Below are 14,354 nucleotides of genomic sequence, written 5' to 3'. Positions count from 1 at the left end.
GAATAGAAATGTACCCACCTTGTTTGAATCAAGTGAAGTGTAGTTGAAGGAAATCTGTTGAAAGCAATACTTCATTTTACCGAATAAGTAATAATTTAGGCAACTTCAAATCGATTAAAAAAAACTATTTTAAAGGTTAAGAGTAGACAAAAATTGTCCACTCTTTTTTGCAAACTCAATTTATCAATAAATGAAATGAGGGAATGTAAAATGAAATATTTTGAGGTTGAGTTAGAAAATCCTGATGAATTTTTAAAACTACAAACAGAAGATTTTGTGAAAGCTAATCGCTTGCTACTAAGGAAGATAATCCAGAGCGTTACAGTCTATGAAGAAAACTTCGTCATATCCTTTAAATCTGGCATCGAATTGGAAGTATGAGTCTCATTCCATAACTTTTATATTGAACATATCATCTTGTTGTGTTATACTATAAATTGATATAAACAAAGATGTAGGAGGAACCGAAACTATGACAGCCTCAATGCGTTTAAGATAAGCTGGCAATAAAAAAAGCAGAATCTATACCCGATGATAGGCTTTTTTGTTGTGCTTATTTATACGATATTGAGCATTCATTAGTTACGGTGAGGATATTGGTTATTTAACTATACCTTTATTTAACTATGTCTTTAATATGAATGTTTCCAAATTGTATGTATGCAGACCAAAAGCCACATTGTGGGGTTTGGCCTGCATTTTTTATTGCCTAGAATGCTATTCAAAATAGAAATTCAAGCAAAATAATATGCAGGAGATAATATAAATGGAAAAATACAACAATTGGAAACGAAAATTTTATGCAATATGGGCAGGGCAAGCAGTATCATTAATCACTAGTGCCATCCTGCAAATGGCGATTATTTTTTACCTTACAGAAAAAACAGGATCTGCGATGGTCTTGTCTATGGCTTCATTAGTAGGTTTTTTACCCTATGCGATTTTGGGACCTGCCATTGGTGTGCTAGTGGATCGTCATGATAGGAAGAAGATAATGATTGGTGCCGATTTAATTATCGCAGCAGCTGGTGCAGTGCTTGCTATTGTTGCATTCTGTATGGAGCTACCTGTCTGGATGATTATGATAGTATTGTTTATCCGTAGCATTGGAACAGCTTTTCATACCCCAGCACTCAATGCGGTTACACCACTTTTAGTACCAGAAGAACAGCTAACGAAATGCGCAGGCTATAGTCAGTCTTTGCAGTCTATAAGCTATATTGTTAGTCCGGCAGTTGCAGCACTCTTATACTCCGTTTGGGATTTAAATGCTATTATTGCCATCGACGTATTGGGTGCTGTGATTGCATCTATTACGGTAGCAATTGTACGTATACCTAAGCTGGGTAATCAAGTGCAAAGTTTAGAACCAAATTTCATAAGGGAGATGAAAGAAGGAGTTGTGGTTCTGAGACAAAACAAAGGATTGTTTGCCTTATTACTCTTAGGAACACTATATACTTTTGTTTATATGCCAATCAATGCACTATTTCCTTTAATAAGCATGGAACACTTTAATGGAACGCCTGTGCATATTTCTATTACGGAAATTTCCTTTGCATTTGGGATGCTAGCAGGAGGCTTATTATTAGGAAGATTAGGGGGCTTCGAAAAGCATGTATTACTAATAACAAGTTCATTTTTTATAATGGGGACCAGTTTAGCCGTTTCGGGAATACTTCCTCCAAATGGATTTGTAATATTCGTAGTTTGCTGTGCAATAATGGGGCTTTCGGTGCCATTTTATAGCGGTGTGCAAACAGCTCTTTTTCAGGAGAAAATTAAGCCTGAATATTTAGGACGTGTATTTTCTTTGATCGGAAGTATCATGTCACTTGCTATGCCAATTGGGTTAATTCTTTCTGGATTCTTTGCTGATAAAATCGGTGTAAATCATTGGTTTTTACTATCAGGTATTTTAATTATTGGCATTGCTATAGTTTGCCAAATGATAACTGAGGTTAGAAAATTAGATTTAAAATAAACAATATTGGAGGAATATTTATGTATCTTATTTTCATGTAACTCTTCCTGCTAAAATCGCAGGGTTTTCCCTGCATACAAGCAAATGAAAGCATGCGATTATAGACAGGAGGAAATGTTATGGAATTAATATTAAAAGCAAAAGACATTCGTGTGGAATTCAAAGGACGCGATGTTTTAGATATAAATGAATTAGAAGTATATGATTATGACCGTATTGGTTTAGTAGGAGCAAATGGTGCTGGAAAAAGCACTTTACTCAGGGTACTTTTAGGAGAATTAACTCCCCCAGGATGTAAAATGAATCGTCTGGGTGAACTTGCCTATATTCCCCAGTTGGACGAAGTAACTCTGCAGGAGGAAAAAGATTTTGCACTTGTAGGCAAGCTAGGTGTTGAGCAATTAAATATACAGACTATGAGCGGTGGTGAAGAAACAAGGCTTAAAATAGCACAGGCCTTATCGGCACAGGTTCATGGTATTTTAGCGGATGAACCTACGAGCCATTTAGACCGTGAAGGAATTGATTTTCTAATAGGACAGCTAAAATATTTTACAGGTGCACTGTTAGTTATTAGCCATGACCGCTATTTTCTTGATGAAATAGTAGATAAAATATGGGAACTGAAAGATGGCAAAATCACTGAGTATTGGGGAAACTATTCTGATTATCTTCGTCAGAAAGAGGAAGAACGTAAGAGCCAAGCTGCAGAATACGAACAATTTATTGCGGAACGTGCCCGATTGGAAAGGGCTGCGGAGGAAAAGCGAAAACAGGCTCGTAAAATAGAACAGAAGGCAAAAGGTTCTTCAAAGAAAAAAAGTACTGAAGACGGAGGGCGTTTAGCTCATCAAAAATCAATAGGAAGTAAGGAAAAAAAGATGTATAATGCTGCTAAAACCCTAGAGCACAGGATTGCGGCCTTAGGAAAAGTAGAAGCTCCGGAAGGCATTCGCAGAATTCGTTTCAGGCAAAGTAAAGCATTGGAGCTCCATAATCCATACCCTATAGTCGGTGCAGAAATTAATAAAGTATTTGGGGATAAGGCTCTGTTTGAAAATGCATCTTTTCAAATTCCGTTAGGAGCAAAAGTGGCGTTAACTGGTGGTAATGGAATCGGAAAAACAACTTTAATCCAAATGATCTTAAACCATGAAGAAGGAATTTCTATTTCGCCTAAGGCAAAAATAGGTTACTTTGCACAGAATGGTTACAAGTACAACAGTAATCAGAATGTTATGGAGTTTATGCAGAAGGATTGTGACTACAATATATCAGAAATTCGTTCAGTGCTAGCATCTATGGGGTTCAAACAGAACGATATTGGAAAAAGTTTATCTGTTTTAAGCGGTGGAGAAATTATAAAATTGTTGCTTGCTAAAATGCTCATGGGTAGATATAACATCCTAATAATGGATGAACCCAGTAACTTCCTTGACATACCAAGTTTAGAGGCTTTGGAAATACTAATGAAGGAGTACACCGGAACTATCGTGTTTATCACCCACGATAAACGATTACTCGAAAATGTAGCAGATGTAGTTTATGAAATTAGAGATAAGAAAATAAATCTGAAACATTAAATTTAAGGTAGTCGCTGGTCAGTATAGTCTGTTCTGGTTGGCGACTCCATTGTTAAAGAGTATAAAGACTTTAGATTTTATGAATATTAAAAATAGGAACAGTCAATTGAACTGCTCCTATTTTTCTGCTAAATATATTGTAGTTTTCTTATATGTATAATGATAGATTAGCGGATTCTCATCTACGGTACTTACTTCAAATATGAAGAAGTGATCGCGGTTATCTCTGGACTTTTCCTTATTGAGGACAAAGTAATTCTTACGTGAAGTCGCCATTGTTTTTAGGATATCATCAGTTAGGAAGGTCAATGGAATATTCATGTTAGAGTAGCGGTAGAAGTCACGTTCAAAATCTTGGTAGCTCTCGCTATAATAGTCCATTTGTAGGTGATTACGCTGAAACTCAAGCTGATTCATAGAGCACCTCCTCGACAAGTTCAATACTAATAATGTCTTTTAATTTCAAATTGATGTGACCTGTTGTAGTTTTTATCAAAATGAAATCTTTGGTCAGACTTGGTATTGTTCCAGTGTAGGAAACACGCTTGTTTTTTTCAATCACTTGAATGCGTGTGCGTAGCTGCCCGGCGTATACTTGACTGAGGAGTAATAATTTCTTCTCTAGTGATAAGTCAGACATGTACGTTACTTTGTTTGTATCATCAGAGAGTGCTGATGCATGTTCAGATAGGAAAAAGCCCATCCATTTTTGCATCTTTGTATCCTGGTACTCTCTTGCTGATTGAAATGGTAAATATGAACGGTCAATCATATCAAATCCTTTCTATGCAGAGGCAAGGGTATTTTTATCAAATTGAATCGTAAAACCTTGAATTCCCCCACCTGTGTAACATTCTTTAAAGCGATTGATTACCTCAGTATAGATTATCACAGATGAGCTTGTTGGCTTAATGCTAAATGTAAATTCCAATGGTAATCGGTTTTCAGATTTAGCATGTACTAGTCGTATCGATATTTCAGTTGTTTTGAGTTTTCTCTGACGAAGTTTTGAAGTTGCTGTTTCAACGATTCCATGTAAAAATCTTTCAAGCATTTCAATATCATTACATCCTTTGCTACGGATTTCTGAAAATTGTACTGTATTTTTTTCTTGTTTCATTTTAATCCCTCCAATCCACCCGCGGAATGACCACCGATAAGTTTACTGCGTTCAATATTTCTGGAACCTTCAGTTAGGACGGTTCCTTTTTGTATGGCTAAAAAACCAAACTGTTCTCTGACAACATCAATAGCTGTCTGAAGTCTATTATCTTTTTCAATTTGTTCTACATCATCAAAGAGTGATAGTAGAGTATAGCTTTCATCTACGAAGCCACTATAAGATACACCAATTTGTCTCACTGCACCAGAGGTGTATTTTTTCGGAATAATACAAGTACATGACTCACCATTGTTTTGGGGAGATTTGCGGGTTCAATTTTATTCTGAGCATTTATAGATTTTTTCATCTCAGTCCTAGAATAGCCAATATGAATAGAAACGACAGTAGTCAATACTAGGGCTACTGTTCCGTTCCACAGTATCATTTAAAAATCATTTTCACACCCTTTCGTCTATTAGTATAGAAGAAAGCTCTCAGCACACGTGGAGTGTGTGAGTTTGTTAGTGAAACGCAGTTAAACCTCAAAAGGTTCACCCAAACCTTTTGAGTCCCACAAACGCATCATGTTGAGGCGGTATCAGTGAAGTAGAAGTAGATGCTCCGCCCATGCGATAGCTGTCGTAGAGTAAGGAGTTTACGACGAAACGATACGGCAACAGCGAACCGCCGAGTGTGTTGCTCTGCTCGTAAAAGCCTAGAAAGCTTGGTATGAATTAATAATGAAAAGCCTTGATTGTAAGGCTTTTTTTTGTGTTTTTGTGATAGAATATAGGTAGTTATAATCGACAGCAACTAAGAAGCAGTAAAAAAATATTATTCATAGAATAATCAGGATTAGGAAGATAAAATGACAGAAATTGACAAAAAGAATTTAAAAAATTATCTTTATTGTACATTTGGAATTACTTATATAGCTTGGGGGATTCTTGCCATCTTTACGCAATCTCATATCTTTGGATTAGAAACAATTATAGGAAGAACATTACATATAGTAGGTGCACTTGGACCAGCTATTGCTAGTGGCTTTTATTTGAAAAGGAATAATATAAAATTTAAACATTTTCTATTTAGTAAGAAAGTAAAAAGTAGTATTTATTTCATTACTCATTTGTTAGCAATTTTGATACTATTTTCTGTATCTTCCTTAGAATTAAATGGAGTATCCATTTATCTAATGCCACTATTCTTTATTCAATTAATTTTTTTTGGTGGTGGACATGAAGAATTAGGATGGAGAGGAATATTACAACCATTACTTGATAAAAAATATACATATTGGCAATCTAATTTGATTGTAGGATCAATTTGGGGGATTTGGCATCTACCTTTATGGTTTATAGTTGGAGAAAGTCATCAAGGATTTCCTTTTATTTTATTTTTTATATATACATTATTTTTAAGTTTTGTTTTAGGGCTTCTTTACCGTCAAACGAAATCTGTGGGATACTGTATATTATTTCATGCGTTCGCAAATTTGTTAAATCTCTATTTTGTGTTAAAAATTAATGTTATTTTTATTATCATTTTTATTGCTTATTTAATTTATACAATATTGGCTAGTAATAGAATTAGTAAGGAAACAACATTTTAAAATTTAGATCAGGATATCCTTTATTGAAAGTAACGAGTGGTCTATCTAGATAATCAATGTTAGAGATTTTCTGTTTGATGAGGCATCACTGCTTGTACGAGCTGATTGAGCAAGTATTTATCTAGTAATAGTTCTACAGTAAGGAGTTTTAATATGAAATTCCATGAATTTGGTGATAATAATTTGCCTTCTATCTTGCTGATACATGGCGGTGGCAGTTCTTGGTGGAATTATCTTCGCCAAGCACGGATCTTATCAGAAGAATACCGTGTTATTTTACCTACTTTGAATGGTCACGGAGAGGAATATAAACTTGATTATGTTTCTACGGAAGATTCTGCTTTGGAGATCCTAGACTATATCAAAGAACACTGTGGCGGGAAGTTGTTTGCGATTGGTGGTGTTTCACTTGGTGGTCAAATTGCTATGGAGCTTTTGTCCTTAGATAGCGAAATTGCTGAGAAGACCATCATAGACGGAAGTCTCTGTATTCCTCAACCAAGCTTAGCTAAAGTCAGCATTTTTCTGATACGTCTATTTGGCAAACTGATGTTTAGTAAATTCTCTTGTAAACTTCAGTTAAGCATGATGAACAAACTCTATCCTAAACTGGCTTATCCAGAGGAAATAAAAGCTTATTATTTGGAGGATCTGCCAAGGACGCCTATCAAAACATTGGTTACCATTTACAAAACCTATATGGGGCATTACAAGCTAAAGGATACGATTTCTGCTAATAAGGCACAGGTTCTTTATATTTATGGTGAAAAAGAATTGAACTGTGTGAAAGCATCAGCGAAATTATTTCAACAACTACATCCAAACACGATCTTGTATGAAGCTAAGGGCTATAACCACGGCTATTTATCAGCTTATCTACCTCAAGAGTGGATTGATTTGGTGGTGCCATTTTTAAAGAGTGACTCATTAGAAATGTGTAACGAATCTGATATGCCATAAGGAGGAATACCATGCTAGGAGCAATTATTGGAGATATTGTAGGTTCAGTTTACGAATGGAACAATACCAAAACGAAGGATTTTCCTTTATTTCGGAAAGACTGCTTTTTTACAGATGAAACGGTAACATCGAACTGCTGATTGTGTGATTGTGAGCTGGTGTCCTAAGTATGAAAAATGGCAAACAGTAAAGTACTCTTTGAAGTGTAAAAGTAAATCGTTTTTAAGGAGGTGTTATATTGATAGGGAGCCGACCTGAGTTTGATAAAATCGCATTCTTTGATGAGTTCAATAAATACTACTGGTATCGTGATGAACTCTCACAGATATGCAAGTCATTAGGGCTTGAATATAGAGGTACAAAACAAGAACTCAATCATATTATTGAGCAGTACTTTAAGGGGAATTTGATTAAAAAATCATCAATAAAAGGGAAAAAGAAACAAGTAGAAGTCGTTACCTTGGACACACCCTTACTTGAATGTGGATTCTCCTTTAATGCACACTTTAGAGAATATTTCTCAACTTTAACAGAGGTTTCACCCTTCAAATTTACTGCTGATATGGCTACTGCTTGGAGAAAGGTAAAAAGAGAAAATGATTTGAGTTTTACAATCCAAGATATGCTAAAAGTTTATTATGGAAATTCAGATTATGCCAAGTATGACCATTCGGTTTGTCAATGGAATCAATTTCTAAAGGATTTCTGTGCAGACGAAAATAGTCGTAACTACTCAAACAAGTTAAAAGTAGCTTCTATTCTTTGGAAAGAAGTTAGAAATTCAAGTAATGAAAAAATTTATTCAAAGAATCTTTTGACTGAATATGCTGATAAAATAAAAGACTATTGTAAGTAGAAACGCCATCTCACTTGGTGGCAGAGGCAGCTTATGGTATTCCTTATTGGATAAAGGATAAAGCTTATTCTGATTTGGATGAATCCTTAAAGGTTGTAATTAGGTGATGGGAAAATAGAATAAAATTATATTAATCTCCAGTACGTCTGATTTCTATTTTTTGAGCTTTCATTATATAATAGCATTATATGTAATGACTGATGTAGTTACACTAACATTTCTATTTAAAAATTAAGGAGTATTATCAATGAAAAAAGTAATGTTAATTATCAACCCTACCTCTGGTGGGGAAAAGGCTTTGGATTACAAAGAAAAGCTGGAGAATAAAGCAAAAGAATATTTTGAGCATGTGGAAACCAAAATTACCGAAAAAGCCTTAGATGCAACCCATTTTGCTGAGGAAGCGTCTCGTGAGCAGTATGATGCAGTGGTGTGTTTTGGTGGAGATGGGACTGTCAATGAGGTTATTTCAGGTATTGCTGAGAGAGAATACGTTCCTAAGTTGGGTATTATCCCAGGCGGTACGGGTAACCTCATTACGAAACTGTTGGAAATCAATCAAGACATCGATGGCGCGATAGATGAACTCGATTTTAACTTAACCAACAAGATTGATATCGGTAAAGCAAATGATAACTATTTTGGTTATATCTTTAGTATCGGTTCTCTGCCTGAGGCGATTCACAATGTTGAAATCGAGGACAAGACAAAATTCGGTATTTTTGCCTATGCTGTAAATACCATGAAGTCTGTCATGACGGATCAGGTCTTTAACATTAAGGTTGAGACAGAAAATGGTAATTATGTTGGTGAAGCTAGTCATGTTTTGGTTCTCTTGACAAATTACTTCGCTGATAAGAAAATCTTTGAAGAAGATAAAGATGGCTATGCCAACATTTTGATTCTAAAAGATGCTTCTATATTCTCTAAATTATCCGTCATTCCTGATTTACTAAAAGGAGATGTTGTCGGCAATGATAATATTGAGTATATCAGAGCGCGTAATATTAAGATCTCTTCAGATAGTGAATTGGAGTCAGATGTTGACGGTGATAAATCGGATAACCTACCTGTAGAAATCAAGGTACTGGGCCAGCATATTGAAGTCTTTTCACAACCGAAAGAGTAGATGGTAAAAATTAGTTTATTTTTCACTGCGAAATCGAGTTTCATATCAATGATTGGAGGAGGAATGAATTCTCTATTTGATGAATTTCGAACAATTTGTTCTCATTTAAACCAAATCGGAATCACTCCGACGCTCATGGGGTCTTTGGGTTTTGAATACCGTTCAAATGAAGAATGGAGGCCATCTGACATTGACATTCATGTGCCTGGTGACCCTAGAGGCTGGGAAGCTCCTGATCATCTCAGAATTTATGACTGGGACAAGATAATGAAAGTGATGAATCACTTAGGCTATGCCTTAATAGATATTCATGAGCATGAATTCCAAAAGGATGGTATGAGTGTTGAGTTTGGAAGTATCGATTCTTTACCTGATTTTGCAGGAGTTTCGGAATCAGATATAGAGCTGATTCATCTCGATGACATCACATTTCGTGTTCCAAACCTAGAACAGTATTTAAGTATTTACAAGGCTTCTTCCCAAGATTCCTATCGAAATAACCACAATAACAATAAGGATTTTAAAAAGATCGAGTGGCTGGAAAGACAGCTGTAAATCATCATTTGAAAAGTAGCTAGTTGTAAAACTGGCTGCTTTTTTATTTTTAGAAACAAACCGTCCGAAACTACGAACAAGTCTTGCAAATAAAATTCGAAAGTAGTATACTAGAATCACAATTATGAAAACGTTTGCGCAACAAGGTGAATAAGAGTAAATTAGGAGAGAAAATAATGGAATTAACAGCCATTTACCACAGACCAGAGTCGGAGTACGCTTATCTTTATAAAAACAAGACAATGCACATTCGCATTCGAACGAAAAAGGGAGATATTGAAAGCATCAACTTACATTATGGAGATCCTTTTATTTTTATAGAGGACCGTTATGAAGCAATCAAGGAAATGGTAAAAGTAACTTCTGATGCTTTGTTTGATTATTGGCAAGTGGAGATTACAGTTGGCTATGCCCGACTCCAGTATCTCTTTGAACTTAAAGATAAGCAAGGTCAGAGTATTCTGTATGGTGATAAGGGATGTGTTGAAAACACGCTAGAAAACTTTCATTATGAAGGAAATGGATTTAAAATTCCTTATATCCATGAGATTGATGCTTGTCATGTTCCTGACTGGGTAGCTGATACAGTTTGGTATCAGATTTTCCCAGAACGTTTTGCTAATGGGAAACCTGAAATTTCACCTGAAGGTGCGCTAGCTTGGGATTCATCTATCAAGCCAAAGACGAGCGATTTCTTTGGAGGTGATTTACAAGGTATTATTGACCATTTGGATTACTTGCAAGATTTGGGGATTACAGGACTTTATCTCTGTCCGATTTTTGAATCCCCAAGCAATCACAAGTATAATACGACGGATTATTTCGAAATTGACCGTCATTTTGGAGATAAGGAAACTTTCCGTCAACTGGTGGACCAAGCCCATCAGAGAGGCATGAAGATCATGCTGGACGCTGTTTTCAACCATATTGGGGACAAATCTCCACAATGGCAGGATGTTCTCAAATATGGTGAAGATTCCGTTTACAAAGATTGGTTCCATGTTCAAGAGTTCCCAGTGACCAAGGATAAGCTGGGGAATCCAAGAAAGCTCCCTTACCATACCTTTGCTTTTGCCAGCTATATGCCCAAGCTCAATACGGCAAATCCTCAAGTAAGGGACTATTTACTGAGTGTTGCGACCTACTGGATTGAAGAGTTTGATATCGATGCTTGGCGCTTGGATGTGGCTAATGAAGTGGACCACCAATTTTGGCGAGATTTCCGGAAGGCTGTCCTGGCTAAAAAGCCTGACCTTTATATTCTTGGAGAGGTCTGGCACACTTCACAGCCTTGGCTAAATGGCGATGAATTCCATGCAGTCATGAACTATCCACTCTCTGACAGCATCAAGGATTATTTCTTGCGTGAGGTTAAGAAGTCCCATCAATTTATAGATGAGATTAATAGCCAGTCTATGTACTATAGACAACAGATTTCGGAAGTGATGTTCAATCTCTTGGATTCGCACGATACGGAGCGCATTTTGGCTACTGCCAAGGGAGATGTTCAACTTGTGAAGTCTGCCCTTGCTTGCCTCTTTTTACAAAGGGGGACACCGTGTTTCTACTATGGAACCGAGTTAGAATTAGATGGAGGACCAGATCCAGATTGTCGTCGTGTCATGCCTTGGGAACGTGTTTCCGATAGTAATGACATGCTGAAATTTATGAAGAAATTGATTCAGCTTCGCAAGGATGTTTCAGACATTATACAACATGGAAGCTATAGCCTGAAAGAAATTAAGCCAGATGTGGTATCTCTAGCTTGGGATTATGATGGACAAAAAATCCAAGCTATTTTTAACCAATCAAGTGAAAACCATCTTGTAGACCGTGATTCTGTAGCGCTAGCCAGTCATTGCCAAGAATTGGAACAGCAACTGGTGATATTGCCTAAAGGTTTCGTCATTCAATAAAAAATAGGATTAAAAAGGCTGTAATGAATGGGTGATTCGTGCAGTCTTTTTTTGACTTATGTAGTATAATATAGCTAAGTTACCGATTACTAGCTGCATGATTAGCGAATGGTGTTTAAAATGAAAAAGAGACTTGTAGTCTAGAAGGAGAATTGCATGAAACGAACGAGAAAAGTAGTAGCCTTGGGATTGTGTTTGCCCTTATTACTTGGATTGGCTGCTTGCTACCAAAATAATACGAGGACTGAAGCTACAAATCAGATACAGACCAGTTCGGATAAAGTTCCTTGGACGGCTTCATATACCAATTTAAACAATCAGGTCAGTACCGAAGAGGTCAAATCACTCTTATCAGCTCATTTGGATACACATAGTGTTGATGCATTTTTCAATCTTGTTACAGACTATAATGCGACTGTCGGCTCCACTGGCTTAAGTGGTGATTTTACTTCCTTTACAAAGACAGAGTATGATGTAGAGAAAATCAGTAATCTCTGGAATCAAAAAAAGGGTGACTTTGTCGGGACCAACTGCCGTATCAATAGCTATGCGCTCTTGAAAAATTCGGTAACAATTCCAAAACTTGAAAAGAATGATCAGCTGCTTTTTGTGGATAATGACGCTATTGATAAGGGAAAGGTGTTTGATGCCAAAGACAAGGAAGAGTTTGATATTCTATTTTCTAGGGTGGAGACAGAAGCAACGACAGATGTAAAAGTTCACGCGCAGAAGATGGAGAAATTCTTCTCCCAGTTTCAATTTAATGACAAGGCTCGGATGTTGTCTGTAGTCTTGCATGATAATTTGGATGGAGAGTTTCTTTTTGTCGGGCATGTTGGTATTTTAGTGCCAGCTGATGAGGGTTTCTTATTTGTAGAGAAACTGACTTTTGAAGAGCCTTATCAAGCCATCAAATTTGCGACCAAGGAAGATTGTTACAAGTATCTATCCACCAAATATGCGGATTACACAGGTGACGGACTAGCTAAGCCTTTCATCATGGACAATGAAAAGTGGGTTGAAGGGTATTAAGGTAGGCAAAGGTGATGAGATGGAAACAGTAATGGCGCTTTTAGTTGTCATTCTTATCGGATTCTGGGCTGTAAACATTCTCAAGCCTCGTAAGGCAAATAAAAAGGAAAAATTTATAGGCTATATGCAGCGCTATGATATAGATGGTGAGGGCTACCAGTCAGAAGTCTGGGAAGTGACGGAAGATGAGGAGGAGAAATAAGGAGGAGAGTTCGAAAATAGTAGATTTCTTGCCTTTTTCAAGAAAGGGAACTAGTAACATCAGTACAGGAACTTATAGGAGGAAACATTATGGGAATGATTGCTAATTATCAATATCTGTCTGACAATGAATTAAGACAAATAAAGCGGTATTCTTGTCAGGAAGAGGATTTGCTTGACATAGTAGATGATTATCCTGAAGGAAATGATACGTTGATAGATGTTGACAAAATGTGGGATGCCTTGCTCTTTGTTATGACAGGTTTTAGTAGTTCAGAATTTATGGATGACGATCCCTTGAGAGAAGCTGTCTTGGGAGTAACTCCTTTAGAAAATGTATCAGAGTATGTGGCTTATACTGAACACTCAAAGATAGCTGAGATTGTTCAAGCTTTAGAGAATTTTGACATGGATAGGGCTCTGGCTGACTTTAGCATGGAAGCATGCAAGAAGGCATATTTGTATCCCGATATTTGGGATTATCTTGATGAAGAGGAAGAAATCAAGGATGATATTCGAACCTGCTTTGTGAAAATGAAGAACTTTTATAAGAAAATATTAACTCTCAAGGGAAATGTCCTAGTGACTATTGGTTAAGTACTTTTACCAACTGTTAGTCAGGTGCGTGATGAATGCACATTTATAAAATCAAACACTTGATAATTTGTCTGGTGAAGGAAATATTCCACAGTATAGTCAGACGGAATAGATAGAAATTGGTTATAGAATTTGTAAGCATAATAGATTTTAAGCTTTAAGATGGAGGACTAAAGAGATGGGAAGAATTGAATGGGAAAATGCCAAGACACGTTTAGATGCCTTGCTGGTCATTGATGAGTATCTGATTGATCCAAGTGAGGATTGGCTCAGACTCGTGATTAAGACTGAGGAAAACTATGGACTCCGCTACCTTATTGACAATGGCTCTGGTGATTCTCTAGATGTGATTTTGACTGATAAAATGATCCTCATAAAAGGTTTTGATCATGAAAGTAGTTTGAGTCAATTTGCTGCGGATGAGTGGAATCAAGACATCATAGACGGATTTTATCAAGGACTGGATGAAAAGTATCAAAACCTATACTCAGAAGAGCAAAAAGATGAAACAACCTTCTTTATCTGGTATGACGGTCAAGAACATCAAAATACCTATCAAGATCAGGACGGTGGCGAATGGTTATTATCCTATTTCTTTGACAGTTTTGAGAAATTTCATGAGTTTGTGACGGATTACTATTCAATTACCGTAGATGAGGACTTACTTAGAAAACTTTACAATCAAGGACAGCTTTCAAAAGTAGAATTGGAGCAGTTGATTCGCACTTCCTAGCTAGAAATGTGTATAAAATCTGATGAAAAGAACTGATTTTCAATATCAAGTCATACTTGAAGAATGATTAAAGTAATAATGGTTGTAGTTCATT

The 14,354-nt window shown here is 36.4% G+C and carries 17 protein-coding genes and 2 pseudogenes; 15 read left to right on the top strand and 4 right to left on the bottom strand.

Going from position 1 to position 14,354, the window contains the following annotated elements:
* Positions 1-210 precede the first annotated feature (210 nt).
* The 3 genes from ACVC7S_RS03960 to msr(D) all read left to right on the top strand — a co-directional run bounded on the left by ACVC7S_RS03960 (position 211) and on the right by msr(D) (position 3,567).
* On the top strand, positions 211-381 hold the full coding sequence (locus ACVC7S_RS03960) for a hypothetical protein (protein WP_000873143.1): 171 nt from the start codon (positions 211-213) through the stop codon (positions 379-381).
* A gap of 385 nt (positions 382-766) precedes the next feature.
* Positions 767-1,984 (top strand): macrolide efflux MFS transporter Mef(A), encoded by a 1,218-nt coding sequence (mef(A), locus tag ACVC7S_RS03955; RefSeq protein WP_000417519.1) that lies wholly within the window; start codon positions 767-769, stop codon positions 1,982-1,984.
* Positions 1,985-2,103: 119 nt separating this feature from the next.
* Positions 2,104-3,567, top strand: coding sequence for an ABC-F type ribosomal protection protein Msr(D) (msr(D), locus tag ACVC7S_RS03950; RefSeq protein WP_000420313.1), 1,464 nt, complete (start codon positions 2,104-2,106; stop codon positions 3,565-3,567).
* A gap of 117 nt (positions 3,568-3,684) precedes the next feature.
* On the opposite strand, the gene ACVC7S_RS03945 is transcribed toward msr(D), so the two are convergent.
* Genes ACVC7S_RS03945 through ACVC7S_RS03930 form a run of 4 tightly spaced genes read right to left on the bottom strand, consistent with a single transcriptional unit; the run spans position 3,685 to position 4,929 of the window.
* A complete protein-coding gene (locus ACVC7S_RS03945) occupies positions 3,685-3,984 on the bottom strand; it encodes a DUF5960 family protein (RefSeq protein ID WP_001072467.1) in 300 nt (99 codons plus the stop codon).
* On the bottom strand, positions 3,971-4,339 hold the full coding sequence (locus tag ACVC7S_RS03940; RefSeq protein ID WP_000567222.1) for a hypothetical protein: 369 nt from the start codon (positions 4,337-4,339) through the stop codon (positions 3,971-3,973). Before ACVC7S_RS03940 ends, ACVC7S_RS03945 begins: the two co-directional genes overlap by 14 nt.
* 12 nt (positions 4,340-4,351) lie before the next feature.
* The gene (locus ACVC7S_RS03935; RefSeq protein ID WP_000806926.1) at positions 4,352-4,687 is read right to left on the bottom strand and encodes a DinB/UmuC family translesion DNA polymerase; all 336 of its coding nucleotides are present in this window, start codon (positions 4,685-4,687) and stop codon (positions 4,352-4,354) included.
* Complete coding sequence (locus ACVC7S_RS03930; protein ID WP_001813542.1) at positions 4,684-4,929, bottom strand: hypothetical protein; 246 nt, start codon at positions 4,927-4,929, stop codon at positions 4,684-4,686. Before ACVC7S_RS03930 ends, ACVC7S_RS03935 begins: the two co-directional genes overlap by 4 nt.
* Positions 4,930-5,537: 608 nt before the next feature.
* On the opposite strand from ACVC7S_RS03930, the gene ACVC7S_RS03925 reads away from it, so the two are divergent.
* From ACVC7S_RS03925 to ACVC7S_RS03870, 12 genes and pseudogenes are all read left to right on the top strand, one after another.
* Complete coding sequence (locus ACVC7S_RS03925; RefSeq protein WP_447266266.1) at positions 5,538-6,281, top strand: CPBP family intramembrane glutamic endopeptidase; 744 nt, start codon at positions 5,538-5,540, stop codon at positions 6,279-6,281.
* A 153-nt stretch (positions 6,282-6,434) separates the two neighbouring features.
* Positions 6,435-7,241 (top strand): alpha/beta fold hydrolase, encoded by an 807-nt coding sequence (locus ACVC7S_RS03920; RefSeq protein ID WP_447266265.1) that lies wholly within the window; start codon positions 6,435-6,437, stop codon positions 7,239-7,241.
* Positions 7,242-7,252: 11 nt separating this feature from the next.
* A pseudogene (locus ACVC7S_RS03915) lies at positions 7,253-7,366 on the top strand (ADP-ribosylglycohydrolase family protein); the annotation flags it as partial.
* A gap of 113 nt (positions 7,367-7,479) precedes the next feature.
* Positions 7,480-8,097, top strand: coding sequence for an SAP domain-containing protein (locus ACVC7S_RS03910; protein ID WP_447266264.1), 618 nt, complete (start codon positions 7,480-7,482; stop codon positions 8,095-8,097).
* Positions 8,098-8,114: 17 nt separating this feature from the next.
* Positions 8,115-8,204 (top strand): annotated as a pseudogene (locus ACVC7S_RS03905) (hydrolase); the annotation flags it as partial.
* A 140-nt stretch (positions 8,205-8,344) separates the two neighbouring features.
* Positions 8,345-9,226, top strand: a complete 882-nt coding sequence (locus ACVC7S_RS03900; RefSeq protein ID WP_447266263.1) for a diacylglycerol/lipid kinase family protein — start codon at positions 8,345-8,347, stop codon at positions 9,224-9,226.
* Positions 9,227-9,289: 63 nt separating this feature from the next.
* Positions 9,290-9,781, top strand: a complete 492-nt coding sequence (locus ACVC7S_RS03895; protein WP_447266336.1) for a nucleotidyltransferase domain-containing protein — start codon at positions 9,290-9,292, stop codon at positions 9,779-9,781.
* Between the two features lie 176 nt (positions 9,782-9,957).
* Positions 9,958-11,697, top strand: a complete 1,740-nt coding sequence (locus ACVC7S_RS03890) for a glycoside hydrolase family 13 protein (protein ID WP_447266262.1) — start codon at positions 9,958-9,960, stop codon at positions 11,695-11,697.
* Positions 11,698-11,853: 156 nt separating this feature from the next.
* A complete protein-coding gene (locus tag ACVC7S_RS03885) occupies positions 11,854-12,729 on the top strand; it encodes a DUF4300 family protein (protein ID WP_447266261.1) in 876 nt (291 codons plus the stop codon).
* A 19-nt stretch (positions 12,730-12,748) separates the two neighbouring features.
* Entirely contained in the window at positions 12,749-12,931 is a 183-nt protein-coding gene (locus ACVC7S_RS03880; protein ID WP_447266260.1) for a hypothetical protein, read from the top strand.
* Positions 12,932-13,020: 89 nt separating this feature from the next.
* Positions 13,021-13,527, top strand: a complete 507-nt coding sequence (locus tag ACVC7S_RS03875; protein WP_447266259.1) for a YfbM family protein — start codon at positions 13,021-13,023, stop codon at positions 13,525-13,527.
* Between the two features lie 178 nt (positions 13,528-13,705).
* Positions 13,706-14,260: a hypothetical protein gene (locus tag ACVC7S_RS03870; RefSeq protein ID WP_447266258.1), complete on the top strand. Its 555-nt coding sequence runs from the start codon at positions 13,706-13,708 to the stop codon at positions 14,258-14,260.
* Positions 14,261-14,354: the final 94 nt, after the last annotated feature.

The sequence above is a fragment of the Streptococcus sp. Z556 genome, assembly GCF_053010225.1.
Note: the sequence above shows the minus strand (reverse complement) of the source record. Positions and strands in the feature narration are given on the sequence as shown.

Excerpts from the sequence above, each read along its gene's own strand:
- ACVC7S_RS03960 (WP_000873143.1), top strand. The coding sequence starts at position 211 with ATGAAATATTTTGAGGTTGAGTTAGAAAATCCTGATGAATTTTTAAAA.
- ACVC7S_RS03875 (WP_447266259.1), top strand. The coding sequence starts at position 13,021 with ATGGGAATGATTGCTAATTATCAATATCTGTCTGACAATGAATTAAGA.
- ACVC7S_RS03880 (WP_447266260.1), top strand. The coding sequence starts at position 12,749 with ATGGAAACAGTAATGGCGCTTTTAGTTGTCATTCTTATCGGATTCTGG.
- ACVC7S_RS03935 (WP_000806926.1), bottom strand. The coding sequence starts at position 4,687 with ATGAAACAAGAAAAAAATACAGTACAATTTTCAGAAATCCGTAGCAAA.
- ACVC7S_RS03870 (WP_447266258.1), top strand. The coding sequence starts at position 13,706 with ATGGGAAGAATTGAATGGGAAAATGCCAAGACACGTTTAGATGCCTTG.
- ACVC7S_RS03925 (WP_447266266.1), top strand. The coding sequence starts at position 5,538 with ATGACAGAAATTGACAAAAAGAATTTAAAAAATTATCTTTATTGTACA.
- ACVC7S_RS03920 (WP_447266265.1), top strand. The coding sequence starts at position 6,435 with ATGAAATTCCATGAATTTGGTGATAATAATTTGCCTTCTATCTTGCTG.
- ACVC7S_RS03940 (WP_000567222.1), bottom strand. The coding sequence starts at position 4,339 with ATGATTGACCGTTCATATTTACCATTTCAATCAGCAAGAGAGTACCAG.
- ACVC7S_RS03900 (WP_447266263.1), top strand. The coding sequence starts at position 8,345 with ATGAAAAAAGTAATGTTAATTATCAACCCTACCTCTGGTGGGGAAAAG.
- ACVC7S_RS03885 (WP_447266261.1), top strand. The coding sequence starts at position 11,854 with ATGAAACGAACGAGAAAAGTAGTAGCCTTGGGATTGTGTTTGCCCTTA.
- ACVC7S_RS03945 (WP_001072467.1), bottom strand. The coding sequence starts at position 3,984 with ATGAATCAGCTTGAGTTTCAGCGTAATCACCTACAAATGGACTATTAT.
- ACVC7S_RS03890 (WP_447266262.1), top strand. The coding sequence starts at position 9,958 with ATGGAATTAACAGCCATTTACCACAGACCAGAGTCGGAGTACGCTTAT.
- ACVC7S_RS03895 (WP_447266336.1), top strand. The coding sequence starts at position 9,290 with ATGAATTCTCTATTTGATGAATTTCGAACAATTTGTTCTCATTTAAAC.